Source organism: Sphingomonas oleivorans, assembly GCF_003050615.1.
Classification (GTDB): Bacteria; Pseudomonadota; Alphaproteobacteria; order Sphingomonadales; family Sphingomonadaceae; genus Sphingomonas_H; species Sphingomonas_H oleivorans.
Genome location: NZ_NWBU01000010.1, coordinates 241,117 through 261,095, shown reverse-complemented (window position 1 = coordinate 261,095; position 19,979 = coordinate 241,117). Strand labels below are relative to the sequence as shown.

Genomic DNA, 19,979 nt, shown 5'->3' with positions numbered 1-19,979 from the left:
TCGTCCCCGGATTTGGCCGGGGCGACGGGAAAGCTATGCCGCCGCGGCTGAACCGCCGCTTGCCGGCTCCTTCCAGACGAGCACGGGCTTGCGCGCTGCCGCCGTCTCGTCGAGCCGGCGGCGCGGCGCATGGACCGGCGCGGCTTTGAGCGCGGGATCGCCCGCCTTCGCCCGCTCCGCCACCGAACGCAGCGCGCCGATGAACTGGTCGAGCGCGGCCTTGCTCTCCGTCTCGGTCGGCTCGACGAGCATCGCGCCATGGACGACCAGCGGGAAATACATGGTCATCGGATGGAAGCCCTCGTCGATCAGGCCCTTGGCGACGTCCAGCGTGGTAAAGCCCTGCGCCAGCCCCTCGTCCGAGAACAGCGCCTCGTGCATGCACGGCCCGCTCGCGCCGAAGGGCGCATCGAGCACATCCTCGAGGCTGCGCAGCACATAATTGGCGTTGAGCACTGCATCGCCTGAAACCTGCCTGAGCCCATCCGCGCCATGGCTGAGCATATAGGCGGCGGCACGGGTGAACATGCCCATCTGGCCATGAAAGGCGACCATCCGGCCGAAGCTGTCGGCATGATGCTCGCCCGCCGTCTCCTCCTCGACGAGATGATAATGATCGCCATCCTTCTCGACGAAGGGCAGCGGGGCGAAGGGCGCCAGCGCCTCGGAAAAGACCACCGGGCCGGAACCCGGCCCGCCGCCGCCATGCGGGGTGGAGAAGGTCTTGTGCAGGTTGATGTGCATCGCATCGATGCCGAGATCGCCCGGGCGGACGCGACCGACGATCGCGTTGAAATTGGCGCCGTCGCAATAGACGAAGCCGCCCGCCGCATGCACCGCGTCCGAAATCGCGCTCATGTCGCGTTCGAACAGGCCGCAGGTGTTCGGGTTGGTGATCATCACGCCCGCCACGTCCGGCCCCAGCCGCGCCTTCAGCGCTTCCAGATCGACGCGGCCTTCGGCGGTCGCCGGGATATTCTCCACCGCATAGCCGCAAAAGGCCGCGGTCGCCGGATTGGTCCCATGCGCGCTTTCGGGAACAAGGATCACCTTGCGCGCATCGCCCCGCGCCTCGAGCGCCGACCGGATCGCGAGCAGGCCACACAGCTCGCCATGCGCGCCCGCCTTGGGGCTCATCGCCACCGCCGCCATGCCGGTCAGCCTCACCAGCCATTCGCCGACGAGGTGGATCAGCGCATAGGCGCCCTGCACCGTCTCCTGCGGCTGGAGCGGATGAATGTCCGCAAAGCCCGGTAGCCGCGCCATCTTCTCGTTGAGGCGCGGATTATGCTTCATCGTGCAGGATCCGAGCGGAAACAGCCCGAGATCAATGGCATAATTCTGCCTGCTGAGACGCGTATAATGGCGCACCACCTCCGGCTCGGACAGGCCGGGAAGGCTGATCGGCGCCTCGCGCTCCAGCCCGCCGAGGCGCGAGGCTATCTTGGGCGCTTCCGGCAGATCGACGCCGGTGCGGTCGGACGCGCCGATCTCGAAGATCAGCGCCTCTTCGAGCATCAGCCCCTTATTGCCGGTGAAGCTATCGACATTCGCCGGAGCCGCGGTTTCCGGCCGCGTCACCCGGCCTTCGCTGTTCATGCTCATGCCAGTGCCTCCTCGAGCGCTTCGGCAAGTTCGTCGACATCGTCCGCCTCGACCGTCTCGGTAACGGCCACGACAAGGCCATTGGCCAGCGCCGCGACGCCTGGATAGAGGCGGCCGAGCGACACGCCGCCGAGAATGCCGTCCTCTGCCAGCGCACGCACGATCGGCCGCGCTTCCTTGCTGAGACGCAATGTGAATTCGTTAAAGAAGGTGCCGTTGACCAGCTCCACGCCCGGCACCCGCACCAGCCGCTCGGCCGCGGCGACCGCCTTGGCATGGTTGAGCGCCGCCAGATCGCGCAGCCCCTTTTCGCCCAACAGGCTCAGATGGATGCTGAAGGCTAGCGCGCAAAGCCCTGAGTTGGTGCAGATATTGCTCGTCGCCTTCTCGCGCCGGATATGCTGCTCGCGCGTCGAAAGCGTCAGCACGAAGCCGCGCTGCCCGCTGGCGTCGACCGTCTCGCCGCACAGGCGGCCCGGCATCTGCCGCACATATTTGTCGCGCGTCGCGAACAGGCCGACATAGGGCCCGCCGAACTGGAGGCCGACGCCGAGCGACTGGCCCTCGCCCACGACAATGTCCGCGCCCATCTCGCCGGGCGAGCGGATCGCGCCGAGCGCCACCGGCTCGGTGACGACAGCGATCAGCAGCGCGCCCTTCTCATGCGCCCGCGCGGCAAGCTCGGACAGGTCCGCGACATGGCCGAGAATGTTCGGATTCTGCACGACCACGCAGCTCGTATCGCCATCGATCGCGGCGATCAGCCTGTCCAGATCATTGCCCGGCGCGCCGTCTGTCAGGTCGGGAATGGAGGTTTCCAGCACGTCGCCGGTGAACTTCGCCATCGTCGTGGCGACCGACACATAATGGGGATGGAGCCCCGCCGAGAGCAGCGCCTTGCCGCGCCGCGTGATCCGCCTGGCCATGACGATCGCCTCCCAGGCGGCGGTCGATCCGTCATACATGGAGGCATTGGCCACATCGCAGCCATAGAGGCGCGCCACCTGCGTCTGGAATTCGAACAGCGCCTGCAGCGTGCCCTGCGCGATTTCCGGCTGATAGGGAGTATAGCTGGTCAGGAATTCGCCGCGCTGGATCAGATGATCGACGCTCGCCGGCACATGATGGCGATAGGCGCCCGCCCCCAGGAAGAAGGGCCCCTCGCCCGCCACCAGATTGCGCCCGGCAAGCGCGCGCAATTGCCGCTCCACCGCGATTTCCGAAGCATGGTTCGGAAGCCCTTCTATCGGCCCGGAAAGCCGCGCCGCCTCAGGCACGTCGGCAAAGAGATCGTCGATCGTCTCCGCGCCGATCACGCCCAGCATCTCGCGGCGATCGGCATCGGTGAGGGGAAGATAGCGCATCAGCAGATATTCCTGAATGGCGGGGCGATGGAGCGGCCGTTACAGCCCGTCGACGAACGTCTTGTAGGCGTCCGCGTCCATCAGCCCGTCCAACTCGGACGGATTGGACAGGGTCAGCTTGAAGAACCAGCCTTCGCCCTCGGGCGCGGTGTTGACCAGCGCCGGATCGGCCTCGAGCGCGGCATTGCCCTCGATCACCTCGCCCGAAACCGGCGCATAGACGTCGGACGCGGCCTTCACCGATTCGACCACCGCGGCTTCCTTGCCCTTCTCCACCGCCGTGCCGGCGGCCGGCACCTCGACGAACACGACGTCGCCAAGCTGCGACTGGGCATAATCGGTGATGCCGACGGTCGCGGACGTGCCCTCGACCGAAATCCACTCATGATCCTTGGTGAAATAGAGGCTCATTTGCTGCTTCCCTGGCGATGATAACGGTGGGGGAGGAAGGGCATCGGCGTCACCGTGCCCGTGAAGATCTTGCCGCGCTGCTCGATCGCGATCGTGCTGCCCGGAACCGCCGAGACGGCGGGGACATAGGCCATGGCGATCGGCTTCTGAAGGCTGGGCGAAAAGCCGCCGCTGGTGATCTTGCCGTCCGGCTGCACCACCGCGCCCTCGCGCACCGGCTGGCGCCCCTCGATGATGAGCCCGACGCGCTTGAATGCGGATCCCGCCGCGCGCTCGGCGAGGATGCGCTGGGCACCGGGGAAGCCTCCCTCCTCGCGCCGCCGCTTGGAGATGGCGAAGCCCAGATCGGCGGAGATCGGCGTCGTCTCTGGATCGAGATCATGGCCGTAGAGCGGCAACCCGGCCTCGAGCCTGAGCGAATCGCGTGCGCCGAGGCCGATCGGCTTCACCTCGGGCTGGTCCGCCAGCAGCGTGGCGACCTGCTCGGCCGCCTCGGCGGGAATGGAAATCTCGAAACCGTCCTCGCCCGTATAGCCCGAGCGGCTGATCCAGGCGGGCACGCCCGCGATGGCGAAGGCGCCGGCGGTCATGAAGCTCAGCGCCTCCACGCCCGGCACGAGTCGCGCGAGCGCATCCACCGCCTTCGGCCCCTGAAGCGCCAGCAGCGCCTGCTCGTCCATATGGTTGAGCGTCAGTTCCTCGGGCAGATGCTCATGGATATGGGCGATGTCGTCGATCTTGGTGGCACCGTTGACGACGAGATAGAAGTCGTCCGCACGGCGCGTCACCATCAGGTCGTCGAGAATGCCGCCTTCATCCGATAGCAGCAGCGAATAGCGCATCCGCCCTTCGCGCAGGCCCTTGATGTCGCCCGGCAGCAGCGCCTCGAGCGCCGCGTCCGCGCCTTCGCCGGACACCAGCAGCTGGCCCATATGGCTGACGTCGAACAGCCCGGCGGATTCGCGCGTCCAGAGATGTTCGGCGATGATGCCTTCATATTGGATCGGCATGCTGTAGCCCGCGAAGGGCACCATTCGGGCGCCATGCGCGCGATGCCATGCATCGAGCGGCAGCAGCACCTCCGGCTCCTGGAAATCCTCGTCGCTCAAGCCGGCCTCCTTGACAGTCTTCGGGTGGTGAGGACGAAATCATGCCGGGGGCCGAGCCCCGATGATGATCCGTCACCCCCTCTGTCACGGAACCTGAGAGCTTTCGCGGGAGAGCGGCCATGCGGCCCGCCCGCTTACCCCTTCGGTGGAGCGACGACGTTGCCGCCGTGCCCGCTTTCCAGAGCGTCGGATATGATCGCGCGGTCCTTTTGCCTGAGAGATTCCGGGGCGGTTGCTCCTTCGGCGGCCGGCTTTGGGCCGGCGCTCTCCCTCGCGATCATCCGGCGGTTGCCCGCCGGCGACATGACCGCCTTGGCCCGGCCGCCCTACGGAGTCAATCGCCCTTGGAAATCAGCGCCGCGCGAGACGGCAAATAGTCGGCCGGGCAGGCCGGCCCACAGGCTCAGCGCGTCGCATTATAGGCGAGCTGATCGTTGGTGAGCTGGAAGCCGACAAGCAGTTCGAAGCTCGCCTCCTGCACGGCCGCGCGCACGGTGGGATCGGCCATCGGATCGATCGAGGCATCGGGGTCGGTCGGCTTGCGCTTACGGTTGATCTTCGCCTCGACCTCCGGCGGGATCGTCGCAGCCGCGCGCGAGATGCTGGCGGTCGCCGTGGCGCCGGTCGATGCGCGAAGCTGCCCATCCTCGAAACGCAGCGCCACGCGGCCGATCTGCTTCGACATGATCCGCGTGCCGCCACGCATCACCGTCGCGAAATAGGGCAGGATCACCTCGCGCGCGCCGCTCGCGCTCGCGCGGCGCGCCTGTATCTCGAAGGTCGCATTGGCGACGAGTTGATCGCCCGTCTCGGTGCAGGTGGAGCGCAGATTGGTGATCGTCGCCGACACGTCCAGCGCGCGCGCATCGCGGCTCTGGGGAATGGAAAAGAGCGTGACGTCGCCCGTATAGGCCGGGATCGCCACCGCCGGACAGGCCGAACGGGTGACGCGAACGCCGCCCGTCTCGTCGAACTGATTGTCGGTGGCGCAGGCGGTGAGCGGCAGTGCCAACAGGCAGGCCAGGGACTTTACGGAAACGCTCTTCAGGCTCTGCACGGACATGTCCTCGGCTGCTGGCTCGGATATTGGGACGGAGCGGGAAGATGCTCCGGTGATGCACGGGATCATAGGAAGCGCCTTCCGCGCAGGCAAGCAATCGCGTAGATGGGCGCCATGGCCGAGACAGACATTCTGCCGCCGCTCACCCTGCTGATCGCGGCACCGCGCGGCTTTTGCGCGGGCGTGGACCGCGCGATCCGCATCGTCGAGCTCACGCTCCAAAAATATGGCGCGCCCGTCTATGTGCGCCACGAGATCGTCCATAACCGCTTCGTGGTGGACAATCTGAAGGCCAAGGGCGCGATCTTCGTCGAGGAACTGGACGAGGTGCCCGATGGCGTGCCGGTGGTCTTTTCCGCCCATGGCGTGCCCAAGGCGGTGCCGGCCAAGGCCGAGGCGCGTGGGCTGAACTATCTCGACGCCACCTGCCCGCTCGTCTCCAAGGTCCATCGCCAGGCCGAGCGGCTGGTGGAGGCCGGGCGGCACATATTGTTCATCGGCCACAAGGGCCATCCGGAGGTGGTGGGCACGTTCGGCCAGGTTCCCGAAGGCGGCATGACGCTGATCGAGACGGCCGCCGATGCCGAGGCGGTCCAACCGGCCGATCCCGAAAATCTCGCCTTCCTGACGCAGACCACGCTGTCGGTGGACGATACGGCCGAGACGGTGGCGGTGCTCAGGCGGCGCTTCCCCTCGATGGCAGCACCGCGCGGGGAGGATATCTGCTACGCCACGTCCAATCGCCAGGCAGCGGTCAAGGCGATCGCCCAGGCCTGCGACGCGATGCTGGTGATCGGCGCGCCCAATTCGTCCAATTCGCTGCGGCTGGCCGAGGTGGCCGAACGGAGCGGGATCAAGGCACAGCTCATCCAGCGCGCCGGGGAGATCGACTTCGCCTGGCTGGAGGGGGTTACGACGCTCGGCATCACGGCGGGCGCCTCGGCGCCCGAAATTCTCGTCCGCGAGGTGGTCGATCTCCTCGCCACCCGCTTCACCATCGACGAGCGCGAGGTAGAGCACACCGCTGAGAATATGGTCTTCAAGCTGCCCCGCAGCCTCGAAGCGGCATAAATCCTCTTGTATCGCCGCCCTGAACTTGTTTCAGGGGCCACGACGCCGCGGGCCATGGCCGCGCGGGATCGGTCGATGCCGGAACGGGTTCGGCATCACGGGCAAGGGACTGATTTTGGCCGTTTATACGCAGGTTTCCGCCGAGGAGATGGGAGCGCTCCTCGCGCGCTATGACGCGGGCGAGCTCGTCTCGGCCAAGGGCATCGCCGAAGGTGTCGAGAACAGCAATTATCTGGTCGATACGACGCGCGACCGCTTCATCCTGACGCTCTACGAAAAGCGGGTCGATGCGGCCGATCTGCCCTTCTTCATGGCGCTGCTCGATCATCTGGCGGATGCCGGCCTGCCCGTGCCCCGCGCGCTGAAGGATCGCGCCGGCGTCCAGATCACCAGCGTCGCGGACCGGCCCGCCTGCCTGATCGAATTTCTGACGGGCGTTTCCGTCAGCCATCCGACCGCAGCCCAGGCGCACGCCGCCGGCGTCGCGCTCGGCCGGATGCATGCCGCGCTCGGCAGCTTCACGCAGGAACGGCCGAACAGCCTCGGCCCGGAGGGTTGGCGCGATCTCGCGGCGCGCTGCGGCGGCGATCTCGACGCGATATTGCCGGGCCTCAGCGCACGCGTCGCGGAAGAGCTGGCGCTGCTCGAAGCTGAATGGCCGCATCATCTGCCCCGCTCGGTCATCCATGCGGATCTCTTTCCGGACAATGTGCTGATGCTGGGCGACGACGTGACCGGCATCATCGACTTCTACTTCGCCTGCACCGAGATACGCGCCTGGGACGTGGCGGTGACGCATGCCGCCTGGTGCTTCGAAAATGACGGGACGGGCTTCCACCCGGATCGCGCCGCCGCGCTGATCGGAGGCTATGACGAGAGCTTCGGCCTGTCGGAGGAGGAGCGCGCCGCCTTCCCGCTGCTTGCGCGTGGCGCTGCGCTGCGCTTCCTGCTCACCCGTGCCTGGGACTGGCTCAACACGCCGGCGGACGCGCTGGTGACGCGCAAGGACCCGCTCGCCTTTCTCCGCCGCCTCGATTTCTATGCCGGGGCCACTTCGCAGGAACTCGGCCTGTGAACGAGCTCACCCATGTCGAGATCGCGACCGACGGCGCGTGCAAGGGCAATCCCGGCCCCGGCGGCTGGGGCGCGATAATCCGCGCCGGCACGGCCGAGAAGGAGCTTTCGGGGGGCGAGCCCGCCACCACCAACAACCGCATGGAGCTGACCGCCGCGATCCGCGCGCTCGAGGCACTCAAGCGCCCCTGCCGCGTGACGCTGTCCACCGACAGCAAATATGTGATGGATGGCCTCACCAAATGGATTCACGGCTGGCAGAAAAATGGCTGGCGGACGGCCGCGCGCCAGCCGGTCAAGAATGCCGATCTGTGGCAGGCGCTGCTCGCCGCGGCGGCCCCGCACCGCATCAACTGGGTGTGGGTGAAGGGCCATGCCGGCCATCCCGACAATGAACGCGCCGATCGCCTCGCAAGCGCGGCCGCGATGGAGGTGGGGCGGCGCCCGGTCGCCGGACACTGACCAGCACCGCCCGATACTCCGTCAGGGCATCATCTGCCCGCCATTCACATGCAATATCTGGCCGGTGATATAGCCGCTCATCGAGGGAGACGAGAGGAAGAGGATCGCGCCCGCGCAATCCTCCGGCGTGCCGATCCGGCCGAGATGGACCATCTTCTTCATCGCCTCCATCCGCTCCGGCGGCGTCGCGGCGTGGAAGGGCGTGCCGATCACGCCGGGCGCGATCGCATTCACCCTGATATTCCTGGCGGCAAGATCGCGCGCCAGATGGCGCGTGAGATTGTGAATATAGGCCTTGGCGCAGGCATAGAGGCCCGATCCCGGCCCGCCGCCGTCATTGCCGGCGATCGAGCCGAGATTGACGATCGCGCCGGCACCGCTCCGCTCCAGAAAGGGCGCAGCCGCCTGTGCGGCCTCTATCACCGATTTCACGTTGAGCGCCATCACCCGATCGTAAAGCGCATCGTCCCAGGCGCCGAACAGGCGACGCTCGCATAGCGAGCCGGCATTGTTGACGAGCACGTCCAGCCCGTCCAGCGCGGCTGCGGCGGCCTCCACCAGCCTGGCCCCCTCGCCCGTCACGCCCAGATCGGCGGAGAGCAGGATGGCGCTGCCGCCTTCACCCGCAATCTCCTCCTGCAGGGCGCGCGCCGAGGCTTCGCTGCTATTATAATGGATCGCGACACGCGCGCCCTTCCGCGCGAAGGCGCGCGCCGCAGCGGCGCCGATGCCGCTGCTCGCGCCGGTGATGAGAACGGCCTTACCACCAAGATCCGTTTCAGCTCCTCCCTGATTGATGGGAAGGAACATGCCGGCCCGGATGATGAGATACAATGGCGCGCTCGGCCCGAAGCGGACGCACGAAAAAGGGGCTCCCGAAGGAACCCCTTTTCCCATCGATTCAGGATGATCGATTTAGCAGGGGCGGCCATCCGACTTGTCGATCGCCTGGCCGGCCAGCGCGCCGACGCCCGCGCCGATCACCGCACCCAAGGTCCTGTCGCCCCGGCCCGCGACCTGATGGCCAAGGAGGCCGCCCGCGATGCCGCCGATGGCGAGGCCACCATTGCCCTTGTCGCGGCAGCGCCGCTCGCCGCGATAATAGCCGCGGCCGCGATTATAATAGCGATCGTCATGGCGATAGGCGGAGCGCTGATAGCCATAATCGCCCCGATCGCTATAATAATCTCGATCGCCATAATAACGATGCGAGGCATAGCTCCGGTCATGCGCCGCGGCGGGCGCGCTGGCGGCAATTGCGGCAAGCGAAAGGGCGGCGGTCGTCAGGAACTTGGCAAGCATTTCGATACTCCCTTCACCGAGACTTGGCGTCGATGGGGAGCTTATGAGTGATTCGCATTGTCGGCTGGCTGAACGGCGCTGTTAACCTTTGTTCAGAAATTGAAATCATCCGAAACGCGCCGGGCTGTACCGCTCCGAATCGATGGTGCGGACCATCTCCGGAGCCGCACGGCCCAGCAGCAGCGCCGCGCCCAGCATCGCGGCGGCGGGCGCGGTCTGGATGCCGAAGCCGCCCTGCCCCGCGAACCAGAAGAAGCCGGGCACCTTTCCGTCGAAACCATAGACGGGCGCGCGATCCGGCGCGAAGCTGCGCAGCCCCGCCCAGGCCCGCTCCCGCCTCATGACATGCCAATCGACGACCTGCTCGAGCCGATCGATCGCCAGCGCCACGTCCAGCTCCTCGGACGCCACATCCTGCGGCGGCACCGGCGTCTCGTCATGCGGCGACAGCCATAGCCGCCCCCCGGCCTCGGGCTTGAAATAAAATCGGCCGGCCGCATCCATCACCAGCGGCATCGCCGGATCCGCAAGCGGATCGACCGCGAGCTGAACGATGGTGCGGCGGTGCGGCGCGATCGCGATCCCGCTCGCGCCGGCCAGCTTCGCCACCGGGCTCGCCCAGGCGCCCGCCGCGTTCACGACCAGCGATGCCTCCACCGCGCCCGCGCGCGTCTCGATCCGCCAGCCGGCCCCTGCCCGCCCGATCGCCATCACCTCGGCATCGCACATCAGCACAGTGCCCGATCGCCGCGCGGCCGCCAGATAGAAGGCGTGGAGCCCGGCCACGTCGATATCCCGGCAAGTCGGCTCGGCAAGGCCGACATCCCAGCCGGCGCGCAATCCGGGCACCAGCGCTTCCAGCCCGGCCCGGTCGACCGGATCGAGCCTCACCCGACCGGCAAATTCCTGCGCCATCGCATCGAGCGCCGCCTGCCCTGCCTCGTCCTGCGCCACATGCAGCGCGCCCCGGGCATGAAGGAATCCACGCTCCGTGAGCCACGGCCCCGACGCGCTTGTCAGCGGCTGGACGGCGGGGCCGCCATAGGTTTCGGACCAGAAGGCCGCCGAACGCCCCGTGCTGTGATAGCCTGGCCGCGCCTCCGCCTCGATCAGCAGCACGCGCGCGGCCCCGCCTATCTCGGCGGCGAGGCTCGCGCCCGCCATGCCGGCGCCCACGATCGCGATATCGGCGCGCATCGGCGCAGCGGCTTCAGGGGGCAGACTCATCGGCGCTGGTTAGGATCTGGCAAGCCGCCACGTCTACAGCATTCGATCGTGGCGACCGCCTGATGCCGGCCTTTCGTCCCTCAGCCCTGCTTCAACGCCGCCTGCGCCGCCGCCAGCCGGGCGATCGGCACGCGATAGGGCGAGGCGGAGACATAATCGAGCCCCGTCGCCTCGCAAAAAGCGATCGAGGCGGGATCGCCGCCATGCTCGCCGCAAATGCCGAGCTTGAGCTTCTCGCGGGTCTTGCGGCCGCGTTCTGCGCCGATCCGGATCAACTCGCCCACGCCTTCCACATCCAGGCTGACGAACGGATCCTTGGCGTAGATGCCCTTATCGACATAGGCTGTCAGGAAGCGGCCGGCATCGTCGCGGCTCACGCCCAGCGTAGTCTGGGTGAGGTCGTTGGTGCCGAAGGAGAAGAATTCGGCCAGCTCGGCAATCTCGCCGGCCTTGAGCGCCGCGCGCGGCAACTCGATCATCGTGCCGACCAGATATTCGAGGCGACGGCCCTTCTCGGCGAAGACGGCCTCGGCCGCCGCGTCGATCACCGCCTTCATCAGCTCCAGCTCGCGCCTCGTGGCGACGAGCGGCACCATCACCTCGGGGATCGGCGCCTCGCCCGTCTTTTCCGCCACCTCGATCGCCGCCTCGAAAATGGCGCGCGCCTGCATTTCGTAGATTTCGGGATAGGTGACGCCGAGGCGACAGCCGCGATGGCCGAGCATCGGATTGAATTCATGCAGCTCCGCTGCGCGGCGCTTGAGCGCCTCCACGCCCACGCCCGCCGCCTCGGCCACCTCCTCGAACTCCTCCTCGGCGTGGGGCAGGAATTCGTGCAACGGCGGATCGAGCAGGCGGATCGTCACGGGAAGCCCCGCCATGATCTCGAAAATCTCGGCGAAATCGCTCCGCTGCTCAGGCAGCAGCTTGGCGAGTGCGGCGCGGCGGCCCTTCTCATCCTCGGCGAGGATCATCTGGCGAACGGCCGTGATGCGACCCGCGTCGAAGAACATATGCTCGGTGCGGCACAGGCCCACGCCTTCCGCGCCGAAGCTGCGCGCCGTCTGGCAATCCTTCGGCGTCTCCGCATTGGCGCGGACCTTGAGGCGGCGCACCTTGTCCGCCCAGACCATCAGCGTGCCGAAATCGCCCGCCAGCTCCGGCTCGACGGTCGCCACCTCGCCGATCATCAGCTCGCCGGTCGATCCGTCGATCGTGATCGTCTCGCCTTCCTTCACCTCGCGTCCGCCGACGCGGAACAGCCTCGCCCCGGCGTCGATCGCCAGCGATCCGACGCCAGACACGCAAGGGCGGCCCATGCCGCGCGCCACCACCGCCGCATGGCTGGTCATGCCGCCGCGCGCGGTCAATATGCCCTTGGCGGCATGCATGCCGTGAATATCCTCAGGGCTCGTCTCGACACGCACCAGGATTACGGCATGGCCCAGCTCGGCGCGCTTTTCGGCCGTATCCGCATCGAATATAGCGATGCCCGAGGCCGCGCCCGGCGAGGCGGGCAGCCCTTTGGCAACCACGTCGCGCGGTGCATCGGGATCGAGCGTCGGGTGGAGCAATTGATCGAGCGCCGCGGGATCGACACGGGCGACCGCTTCCTCCTGCGTGATCAGCCCTTCCTCGGCCATGTCCACCGCAATCTTGAGCGCGGCCTTGGCAGTGCGCTTGCCCGAACGCGTCTGGAGCATCCACAGCGTGCCCTGCTGCACGGTGAACTCGATATCCTGCATGTCGCGATAATGCGTCTCGAGCAGGTCGAACACCTTGGCAAGCTCGGCATAGACCTCCGGCATCGCCTCTTCCATCGAGGCCAGCCGGGCGCCCGCCGCCTCGCGCGCGGCGCGGGTCAGATATTGCGGCGTGCGAATGCCCGCCACCACATCCTCACCCTGCGCATTGATCAGGAATTCGCCATAATAAGCGCGTTCGCCGGTCGCCGGATCGCGCGTGAAGGCCACGCCCGTCGCCGATGTGTCGCCCATATTGCCGAACACCATGGCCTGCACATTGACGGCCGTGCCCCAGTCGCCCGGAATGTCGTTGAGCCGACGATAGACCTTCGCCCGCTCCGACTGCCAGGATCCGAACACCGCGCCCACCGCGCCCCACAACTGCTCATGCACGTCCTGCGGAAAGGGCTTGCCCCATTGTTCCTCGACGATCACCTTATATTGGCCGACGAGCGCCTCCCAATCGGCCGCCGAAAGCTCGGTGTCGAGCGTGAAGCCCTTATCCTCCTTGGCGATCTCCAGCGCTTCCTCGAACGCGCCATGGTCGAGCCCGAGCACCACGTCCGAATACATGTGGATGAAGCGGCGATAGCTGTCCCAGGCGAAGCGCGCATCACCCGAAGCCGTGGCCAGGCCCGCCACCGTCTCGTCATTGAGGCCGAGATTGAGGACGGTATCCATCATCCCCGGCATCGACGCCCGCGCGCCCGAGCGGACCGAGACGAGCAGCGGATCGGCCGCATCGCCGAATCGCTTGCCCGTAATCCCCTCGATATGGGCGATGCCGTCGGCCACCTCGGCCTTCAGGCTCTCGGGAAAACGCTGCCCTTCCGCATAATAGCGGCCGCACATGGCGGTGGAGATGGTGAAGCCCGGCGGCACAGGCAGGCCGATCGAGGCCATTTCCGCAAGATTGGCGCCCTTGCCGCCAAGGAGGTTGCGGTCGCCCTTGCCCCCATCCGAGACGCCCCCGCCGAACCGATAGACGTAGCGCACATCCGCGCCGCTTGCCGCCGTCTCATCCGCCACAGGAGCGCTCGCCATGGGTCATCCCTCTATTTTATAGAAATCCGCCACCTTGTGCATCGCAACCCGGATCCGTTCAAGCAGAGCGAGCCGGCGCGCCCGCTTGGCCGCATCGGCGTCGTTCACCGTCACCTGATCGAAGAAAGCATCGATCGGCCCGCGCAGCGTCGCCAGCGCCGCCATAGCGCCTTCGAAATCCTCGCGCTCGACCGCGGCGGCGGCCCGTGGCTCCGCCGCGTCCAGCGCCGCCACCAGCGCCGCCTCGGCCGGCTCCAGCTCCGCCGCGCCGGGATCTACGTAGGTAGAAATCCCCCCGTCCTTCTTCTCCTCGATACGGAGGATATTGGCCGCGCGCCTATATCCGGCGAGCAGATTCGCCCCGTCCGCCGTCTCCACATAGGCCTGCAACGCCTTCACCCGCGCAAGCAGCCGGACGAGATCATCCTCCCCGCCCAGCGCGAACACCGCGTCGATCAGGTCATGCCGCACGCCCGCCTCGCGCTGCTGAACTTTCAAGCGATCGGCGAAGAAATCGAGCAGCTCGGCCGTATCCGCCTTCTCGCCCAGCCCTTCGGCCGCCTTCTCGAACAAGGGCAGCAGGTTCAGTCGCGTGCCATTGACGATGATCGTCTGGATCGTCTGCAAGGCGGCGCGGCGCAGCGCGAACGGATCCTTGGAGCCTGTCGGCTTGATCCCGCGCGAGAAGAAGGCGACCAGCGTATCGATCCGGTCGGCCAGCGCGACGCAGGCCGGGATGCAGCCTTCCACCGCCGGCACATATTGCTGCTGCAGGGCGGAGACGATGCCCGGCTTCTCCCCCGCCTTGGCCGCATAATAGCTGCCCATCACGCCCTGAAGCTCAGGGAACTCGCCGACCATGCCGGTCGCCAGATCGGCCTTGGCGAGCAGGCCCGCCCGCTCGGCCGTAGCCGGGTCGCGTTCCGGGAAATGACGCTCGCAAATATGGGCGGAAAGGGCCGCGATGCGGTCCGCCTTGGCACGCAGCGTCCCCATGCCCTCATAGAAGAGCATCGATTCCAGCTTCGGCAGGAAATCGTCCAGCCGATGCTTCAGATCCTGCTCCCAGAAGAATTTGGCGTCGGACAGCCGCGCCGCCAGCACCTTCTGGTTGCCGGCGACGATCGCGGCCCCGCCATCCTCCGCCTCGATATTGGCGGTGCAGATGAAATTGGGCGCGAGCTTCCCCTCGCCGTCGAGCAGCGCGAAATATTTCTGGTTGGTCCGCATGGTGAGCTGAATCACCTCGCGCGGCACATCCAGGAAGGCCGGGTCGAACGAGCCCAGCAGCGGCACCGGCCATTCGGTCAGCCCCGCATTTTCCGCCACCAACCCCTCGTCGGGCGCGACCGTCAGCCCTGCCGCCTCCGCCGCGCGCGCAGCACCATCGGCGATGATCTGGCGGCGCTCGGCGGACGACAGGATCACATGGCAGGCGCGCAGCTTCGCCTCATAATCGGCCGCACTGCCGATGGTGACGATGCCCGGATGGTGGAAGCGATGGCCCACCGTCGTCGCGCCGCTCTCGATCCCGTCGATCGCGAAAGGCACCACCTCCTCGCCCAGCAGCGCCACGATGCCCTTCAGCGGCCGCACCCAGCGCAGCGAGGAGGTGCTGAGCGAGGGTGCACCCCAGCGCATCGATTTCGGCCAGGGAAAGGCGCGCACGATCGCGGGCACGGCTTCGGCCAGCACCTCCGCCGTCGCCCGGCCGGGCTTTTCGATGATCGCGAAGAGCACGGCATTGCCCTTGGCATCCGCCCGCTCGACGAGTTGGTCGCGCCTGAGCCCGCTTTTCTTGAGGAAGCCCGCCAGCGCCTGTTCGGGCGCATCGGCACGCGGCCCCTTTATTTCTTCGCTCACTGCCTCGGTCGCGAGCGGCAGGCCGCGCGCGATCAGCGCCAGACGGCGCGGCGTGGCGAAGCTCTCGATCGCCTCGGCCTTGAGGCCCGCCTTGGCGATCTCCGCCTCGAGCAAGGACTGCAAATCCTTGCACGCTTTCTCCTGCATCCGCGCAGGAATTTCCTCGGAGAGAAGTTCGAGCAGGAAATCGGCCATGATCAAGCCTCCCACCCATTATGCGCCATCCAGGCGGCACAGCAGCCCTTGGCGAGCTCGCGCACGCGGCCGATATAGGCCTGCCGTTCGGCAACCGAGATCACGCCGCGCGCCTGCAGCGTGTTGAAGATATGGCTCGCCTTGATCGTCTGGTCATAGGCCGGCAGCGGCAGCGGCTTGTCCCGCTCCAAGAGCGCCTTGCACTCCTCGGCCGCATCCCTGAACCATTGGAACAGCGTCTCGGTGTTCGCCGCCTCGAAATTATAGGCGCTGAACTGCCGCTCATTTTCGAGGAACACGTCGCCATAGGTCACGCCCTCGTCGTTGAAGGCGAGGTCATAGACATTGTCGACGCCCTGGATGTAGGTCGCCAGCCGCTCCAGCCCATAGGTCAGCTCGCCCGCCACCGGCTTGCAGTCGAAGCCACCGACCTGCTGGAAATAGGTGAACTGCGTCACCTCCATCCCGTCGCACCACACTTCCCAGCCCAGCCCCCAGGCGCCGAGCGTGGGATTTTCCCAATCATCCTCGACGAAGCGTATGTCATGCTTCAGCGGATCGATGCCGATCGCGGCGAGCGAATTCAGGTAAAGCTGCTGCAGATCGGGCGGCGAAGGCTTCAATATCACCTGATATTGATAATAATGGCCGAGGCGATTGGGATTTTCGCCATAGCGGCCATCGGTCGGCCGGCGCGAAGGCTGGACATAGGCCGCCTTCCACGGATTGGGGCCCAGCGCGCGGAGCGTCGTCGCCGGATGGGATGTGCCCGCGCCCATCTCCACATCATAGGGCTGGAGGATCACGCAGCCCTGCGCGCTCCAATAATCATGCAGGGTGAGGATCAGCTTCTGGAAGCTGAGCGGCTTTTGCGCAGCCACGATCTTTACGTCTTTCGCCGGTTGAGAAGTGGCGCGCGGTTTGGCGCGTCGGCGCGGACGGGTCAAGCAATCCGTCTTTCACGGACGACCAAAGCCGTATAGGCCGGCGGGATGAAGCTCGCCCTGGCCGTTGCGGCACTGTTCCTCGCCGCCTGCGCCCCCGCCCAATCGCCCACCGTCCCGCCCGCAGGCAGGCCCGCGCTGTGGAAGCTGGCGGATGAGGATACGACCATCTGGCTGTTCGGCACCATCCATGTGCTGCCGCCCGCCTATGGCTGGCGCGATACGACGATCGACGGCGCGATCGACGGTGCGGATGGCCTCGTCATCGAAACCGTGCTGGACGATGATCCCGCGAAGCTCGGCCGGATCATCGCGACGATCGGCCGCTCGGCCGGCCTGCCGCCGCTTGCCGATCGGGTGACGCCGGACCAGCGTGCCGCGCTCGCCCAGATCGTCGCGCGCAGCGGCATCCCGCTCGCTCTGCTCGACGGGATGGAAACATGGGCCGCCGCACTCGCGCTGACGGCTGCCGCGCTGCGCGACATCGGCGTCGCCGGCAGCGATGGGGTCGAGCCGCAGCTTACCGCCCGCTTCCGCGCGGCGAACAAGCCGGTCGAGGGGCTGGAGACGCCCGAACAGCAGCTCGGCTTCTTCGATACGCTGCCGGAAAAGGCCCAGCGCGCCTTTCTCGGCGCGATGCTCGACGATCCGAATGCCGCCCGTGCCGAATTCGAGGCGATGCTCGCCGCCTGGACGCGTGGCGACGAACAGGCGATCGCCGCCACCTTCGACGAGGAATTCGTCGATTCCGCCGATCTGCGCACAGCATTGCTCGATCGCCGCAACGCCAATTGGGCCGATTGGCTCGTCCGTCGCCTCGATCGGCCCGGTACGTTGTTCGTCGCGGTCGGCGCCGGCCATCTCGCCGGCAAGGGATCGGTCCAGGCGTTGCTTGGAGCCAAGGGATTGAAGGTGGTGCGCGTCCAATAGCGCCCCAGCTCCGCCGCGAAGCGCCGCGCTTGCCCTGATCCCCGCTCTCCGCTATGGGCCGCGCTTCCCGCCGGGTCATCCCTGGAGGCTGGCGGGCTCATTCAACCAAGCGAACTGGAGACATGATATGAGCGAGACGCTCACCCTGTCGGCCGAGACGCGCGAACGGGCAGGCAAGGGAGCCTCCCGTGCCCAGCGTCGCGAAGGCCGCGTCCCCGCCGTGATCTACGGCAACAAGCAGGAACCCATCTCGATCCACGTCGAGGAAAAGACGCTGAACAAGCTGCTCCACACGGGGCACTTCTTCAACAGCGTCGTGCTGATCGACGGGCTCGGCGGTTCGATCCGCACCCTGCCCAAGGACGTCCAGTTCCATCCCGTGACCGATCGTCCGCTCCATGTCGATTTCCTGCGCATCGGCGAGCATAGCAAGGTGCATGTGAACGTGCCCGTGGTGTTCACCGACGAAGCCGCGTCGCCCGGCATCAAGCGTGGCGGCGTGCTCAACATCGTCGCGCATGAGCTGGAGCTCGTCGTCGACGCCGCCGAGATCCCGGGCGAGATCAGCGTCTCGCTGAAGGGCCTCGACGTGGGCGACACCATCCATATCGGCAACATCGTGCTGCCCAAGGGCGCCGAAGCCGCGACCACGGATGCGGACTTCACCATCGCCACGATCGTCGCGCCGTCCGCTCTGAAGAGCGTCGAGGGCGAGGCCGAGGCGGGCGAAGCAACGCCGGAAGCCTAAGCTTCCCATCTCCACTTTTGCCGTCGCCCGGCCTTCGCCGGGCGGCGGCAAAAGCAATGAAACGAAATCATGCAGCTCTGGGTCGGCCTCGGCAATCCGGGGGCGCAATATGCGCTCCATCGGCATAATGTCGGCTTCATGGTGCTGGACGCCATTGCCGAAACGCACGGCTTCGATCCGTGGAAGAAGCAGTTTCAGGGCTGGTCCGCCATGGGCCGGATCGGCGGCGAACGCATCCTGCTGCTGAAACCCGCCACCTTCATGAACGACAGCGGCCGTGCCGTCGGCGAGGCGATGCGCTTCTACAAGCTCGACGAAAGCGCGGTCACCGCATTTCATGACGAGCTCGATCTCGCCCCCTTCAAGGTCAAGGTAAAGACGGGCGGGGGTGCTGCCGGCCATAATGGCCTGCGCTCGATGGACGCGCATATCGGCAATGCCTATCGCCGCGTGCGGCTCGGCATCGGCCATCCCGGCCACAAGGATCGCGTGACCGGCCATGTGCTTGGAAATTATGCCAAGGCGGAGATGGACGATCTGGCCGACATGCTCGGCGCCGTCGCCGCCGAGGCGCCCCGCCTCGCCCAGGGCGACGATGCGCGCTTCATGAACGAGGTGGCGCTCAGGCTTCGAACAGATTAACGCCCGCTCCTCTAAGCGCGAGAGAGTTCACAAAAGGAAAGATCATGGGTTTCCGCTGCGGCATCGTCGGCCTTCCGAACGTCGGCAAGTCCACCCTCTTCAACGCGCTGACCGAGACCGCCGCGGCGCAGGCGGCCAATTATCCCTTCTGCACGATCGAGCCCAATGTCGGCCAGGTCGCCGTGCCCGATCCGCGCCTCGCCGCGCTCGCCGAAATCGCCGGCTCGCAGAAGATCATCGAGACGCAGCTCGCCTTCGTCGACATTGCCGGCCTCGTGCGCGGCGCGTCCAAGGGCGAAGGCCTCGGCAACCAGTTCCTCGCCAATATCCGCGAGGTGGACGCGATCGTCCACGTCCTGCGCTGCTTCGAGGATGGCGACGTCACCCATGTCGAGGGCAAGGTCGATCCGATCGCGGACGCTGAGACGGTCGAGACCGAGCTGATGCTCGCCGATCTCGAATCGCTCGAAAAGCGCGTTCCCGCCTTCGCCAAAAAGGCTGCGCAGGGCGACAAGGAGGCCAAGGCGGCCGCCTCCGTGCTCGGCCAGGCGCTCGATCTTCTCCGCGACGGCAAGCCCGCGCGCCTGACGCAGCCCAAGGATGATGACGAGGCCCGCATCTTCCAGCAGGCCCAGCTCCTCACCTCCAAGCCCGTCCTCTATGTCTGCAATGTCGATGAGAGCGCGGCGGCCGAGGGCAATGAACTTTCCGCCCGCGTCTTCGCTAAGGCGGAGGCGGAAGGCGCCAAGGCGGTGATCGTCTCCGCCGCGATCGAGGCGGAGATTTCGACGATGGACCCGGCCGATCGCGGCGAATTCCTGTCCGATCTCGGCCTTACCGAGACCGGCCTCGCCCGCGTGATCCGCGCCGGCTATGATCTGCTCCACCTCCTCACTTTCTTCACCGTCGGCCCCAAGGAAGCCCGCGCCTGGACGATCGAGCGCGGCGCCAAGGCGCCCCAGGCGGCGGGCGCGATCCACAGCGATTTCGAGCGCGGCTTCATCCGCGCGGAAACGATCGCCTATCCCGATTATGTCGCCTGCAAGGGCGAGGCCGGCGCGCGCGACGCGGGCAAGCTGCGTTCGGAAGGCAAGGATTATATCGTCCAGGACGGCGACGTGATGCTGTTCCGCTTCAACGTCTGATCCCGCCCGCAAGACAGCGGGAGGCTGGGCAGCGGAAG

General features: G+C 66.8%; 18 protein-coding genes and 1 riboswitch. Of the genes, 7 read left to right on the top strand and 11 right to left on the bottom strand.

Going from position 1 to position 19,979, the window contains the following annotated elements; translation table 11 throughout:
- Window positions 1–33: 33 nt before the first annotated feature.
- The 5 genes from gcvPB to CLG96_RS12570 form a co-directional block, all read right to left on the bottom strand.
- A complete protein-coding gene (gene gcvPB / locus CLG96_RS12590) occupies window positions 34–1,605 on the bottom strand; it encodes an aminomethyl-transferring glycine dehydrogenase subunit GcvPB (protein WP_107968324.1) in 1,572 nt (523 codons plus the stop codon).
- Complete coding sequence (gene gcvPA / locus CLG96_RS12585; RefSeq protein ID WP_107968323.1) at window positions 1,602–2,969, bottom strand: aminomethyl-transferring glycine dehydrogenase subunit GcvPA; 1,368 nt, start codon at window positions 2,967–2,969, stop codon at window positions 1,602–1,604. The genes gcvPB and gcvPA overlap by 4 nt, the downstream gene beginning before the upstream one ends.
- A gap of 39 nt (window positions 2,970–3,008) precedes the next feature.
- Complete coding sequence (gene gcvH, locus CLG96_RS12580) at window positions 3,009–3,380, bottom strand: glycine cleavage system protein GcvH (RefSeq protein WP_107968322.1); 372 nt, start codon at window positions 3,378–3,380, stop codon at window positions 3,009–3,011.
- Complete coding sequence (gene gcvT, locus CLG96_RS12575; RefSeq protein ID WP_107968321.1) at window positions 3,377–4,489, bottom strand: glycine cleavage system aminomethyltransferase GcvT; 1,113 nt, start codon at window positions 4,487–4,489, stop codon at window positions 3,377–3,379. Before gcvT ends, gcvH begins: the two co-directional genes overlap by 4 nt.
- 191 nt (window positions 4,490–4,680) lie before the next feature.
- A riboswitch (glycine riboswitch) is annotated at window positions 4,681–4,771 on the bottom strand.
- 121 nt (window positions 4,772–4,892) lie between these two features.
- The gene (locus tag CLG96_RS12570; protein ID WP_107968320.1) at window positions 4,893–5,552 is read right to left on the bottom strand and encodes a hypothetical protein; all 660 of its coding nucleotides are present in this window, start codon (window positions 5,550–5,552) and stop codon (window positions 4,893–4,895) included.
- A 111-nt stretch (window positions 5,553–5,663) separates the two neighbouring features.
- Between CLG96_RS12570 and ispH the strand changes: the two genes are divergently transcribed.
- From ispH to rnhA, 3 genes are all read left to right on the top strand, one after another.
- A complete protein-coding gene (gene ispH, locus CLG96_RS12565; protein ID WP_107968742.1) occupies window positions 5,664–6,620 on the top strand; it encodes a 4-hydroxy-3-methylbut-2-enyl diphosphate reductase in 957 nt (318 codons plus the stop codon).
- 115 nt (window positions 6,621–6,735) lie between these two features.
- The gene (gene thrB / locus CLG96_RS12560; RefSeq protein WP_107968319.1) at window positions 6,736–7,695 is read left to right on the top strand and encodes a homoserine kinase; all 960 of its coding nucleotides are present in this window, start codon (window positions 6,736–6,738) and stop codon (window positions 7,693–7,695) included.
- Complete coding sequence (gene rnhA, locus CLG96_RS12555; RefSeq protein ID WP_107968318.1) at window positions 7,692–8,156, top strand: ribonuclease HI; 465 nt, start codon at window positions 7,692–7,694, stop codon at window positions 8,154–8,156. Before thrB ends, rnhA begins: the two co-directional genes overlap by 4 nt.
- 21 nt (window positions 8,157–8,177) lie before the next feature.
- On the opposite strand, the gene CLG96_RS12550 is transcribed toward rnhA, so the two are convergent.
- The 6 genes from CLG96_RS12550 to CLG96_RS12525 all read right to left on the bottom strand — a co-directional run bounded on the left by CLG96_RS12550 (window position 8,178) and on the right by CLG96_RS12525 (window position 16,413).
- Complete coding sequence (locus CLG96_RS12550) at window positions 8,178–8,966, bottom strand: SDR family NAD(P)-dependent oxidoreductase (RefSeq protein WP_107968740.1); 789 nt, start codon at window positions 8,964–8,966, stop codon at window positions 8,178–8,180.
- 105 nt (window positions 8,967–9,071) lie between these two features.
- Window positions 9,072–9,458 (bottom strand): glycine zipper 2TM domain-containing protein, encoded by a 387-nt coding sequence (locus CLG96_RS12545; RefSeq protein WP_107968317.1) that lies wholly within the window; start codon window positions 9,456–9,458, stop codon window positions 9,072–9,074.
- 105 nt (window positions 9,459–9,563) lie between these two features.
- Window positions 9,564–10,685 carry an NAD(P)/FAD-dependent oxidoreductase gene (locus CLG96_RS12540; protein WP_243395763.1) on the bottom strand — a complete coding sequence of 374 codons (1,122 nt, stop codon included), beginning with the start codon at window positions 10,683–10,685 and terminating at the stop codon, window positions 9,564–9,566.
- 80 nt (window positions 10,686–10,765) lie between these two features.
- Window positions 10,766–13,474, bottom strand: a complete 2,709-nt coding sequence (ppdK, locus tag CLG96_RS12535; protein ID WP_107968315.1) for a pyruvate, phosphate dikinase — start codon at window positions 13,472–13,474, stop codon at window positions 10,766–10,768.
- 3 nt (window positions 13,475–13,477) lie between these two features.
- Window positions 13,478–15,532 carry a glycine--tRNA ligase subunit beta gene (gene glyS / locus CLG96_RS12530; RefSeq protein ID WP_107968314.1) on the bottom strand — a complete coding sequence of 685 codons (2,055 nt, stop codon included), beginning with the start codon at window positions 15,530–15,532 and terminating at the stop codon, window positions 13,478–13,480.
- A 2-nt stretch (window positions 15,533–15,534) separates the two neighbouring features.
- Entirely contained in the window at window positions 15,535–16,413 is an 879-nt protein-coding gene (locus CLG96_RS12525) for a glycine--tRNA ligase subunit alpha (protein WP_107968313.1), read from the bottom strand.
- A 111-nt stretch (window positions 16,414–16,524) separates the two neighbouring features.
- Here CLG96_RS12525 and CLG96_RS12520 point away from each other — a divergent pair, with 111 nt between their 5' ends.
- The 4 genes from CLG96_RS12520 to ychF all read left to right on the top strand — a co-directional run bounded on the left by CLG96_RS12520 (window position 16,525) and on the right by ychF (window position 19,941).
- Window positions 16,525–17,406: a TraB/GumN family protein gene (locus CLG96_RS12520; RefSeq protein WP_107968312.1), complete on the top strand. Its 882-nt coding sequence runs from the start codon at window positions 16,525–16,527 to the stop codon at window positions 17,404–17,406.
- Between the two features lie 127 nt (window positions 17,407–17,533).
- On the top strand, window positions 17,534–18,154 hold the full coding sequence (locus CLG96_RS12515; RefSeq protein ID WP_107968311.1) for a 50S ribosomal protein L25/general stress protein Ctc: 621 nt from the start codon (window positions 17,534–17,536) through the stop codon (window positions 18,152–18,154).
- 69 nt (window positions 18,155–18,223) lie between these two features.
- A complete protein-coding gene (gene pth / locus CLG96_RS12510; RefSeq protein WP_107968310.1) occupies window positions 18,224–18,796 on the top strand; it encodes an aminoacyl-tRNA hydrolase in 573 nt (190 codons plus the stop codon).
- Window positions 18,797–18,840: 44 nt separating this feature from the next.
- Window positions 18,841–19,941 (top strand): redox-regulated ATPase YchF, encoded by a 1,101-nt coding sequence (gene ychF, locus CLG96_RS12505; protein WP_107968309.1) that lies wholly within the window; start codon window positions 18,841–18,843, stop codon window positions 19,939–19,941.
- Window positions 19,942–19,979 lie beyond the last annotated feature (38 nt).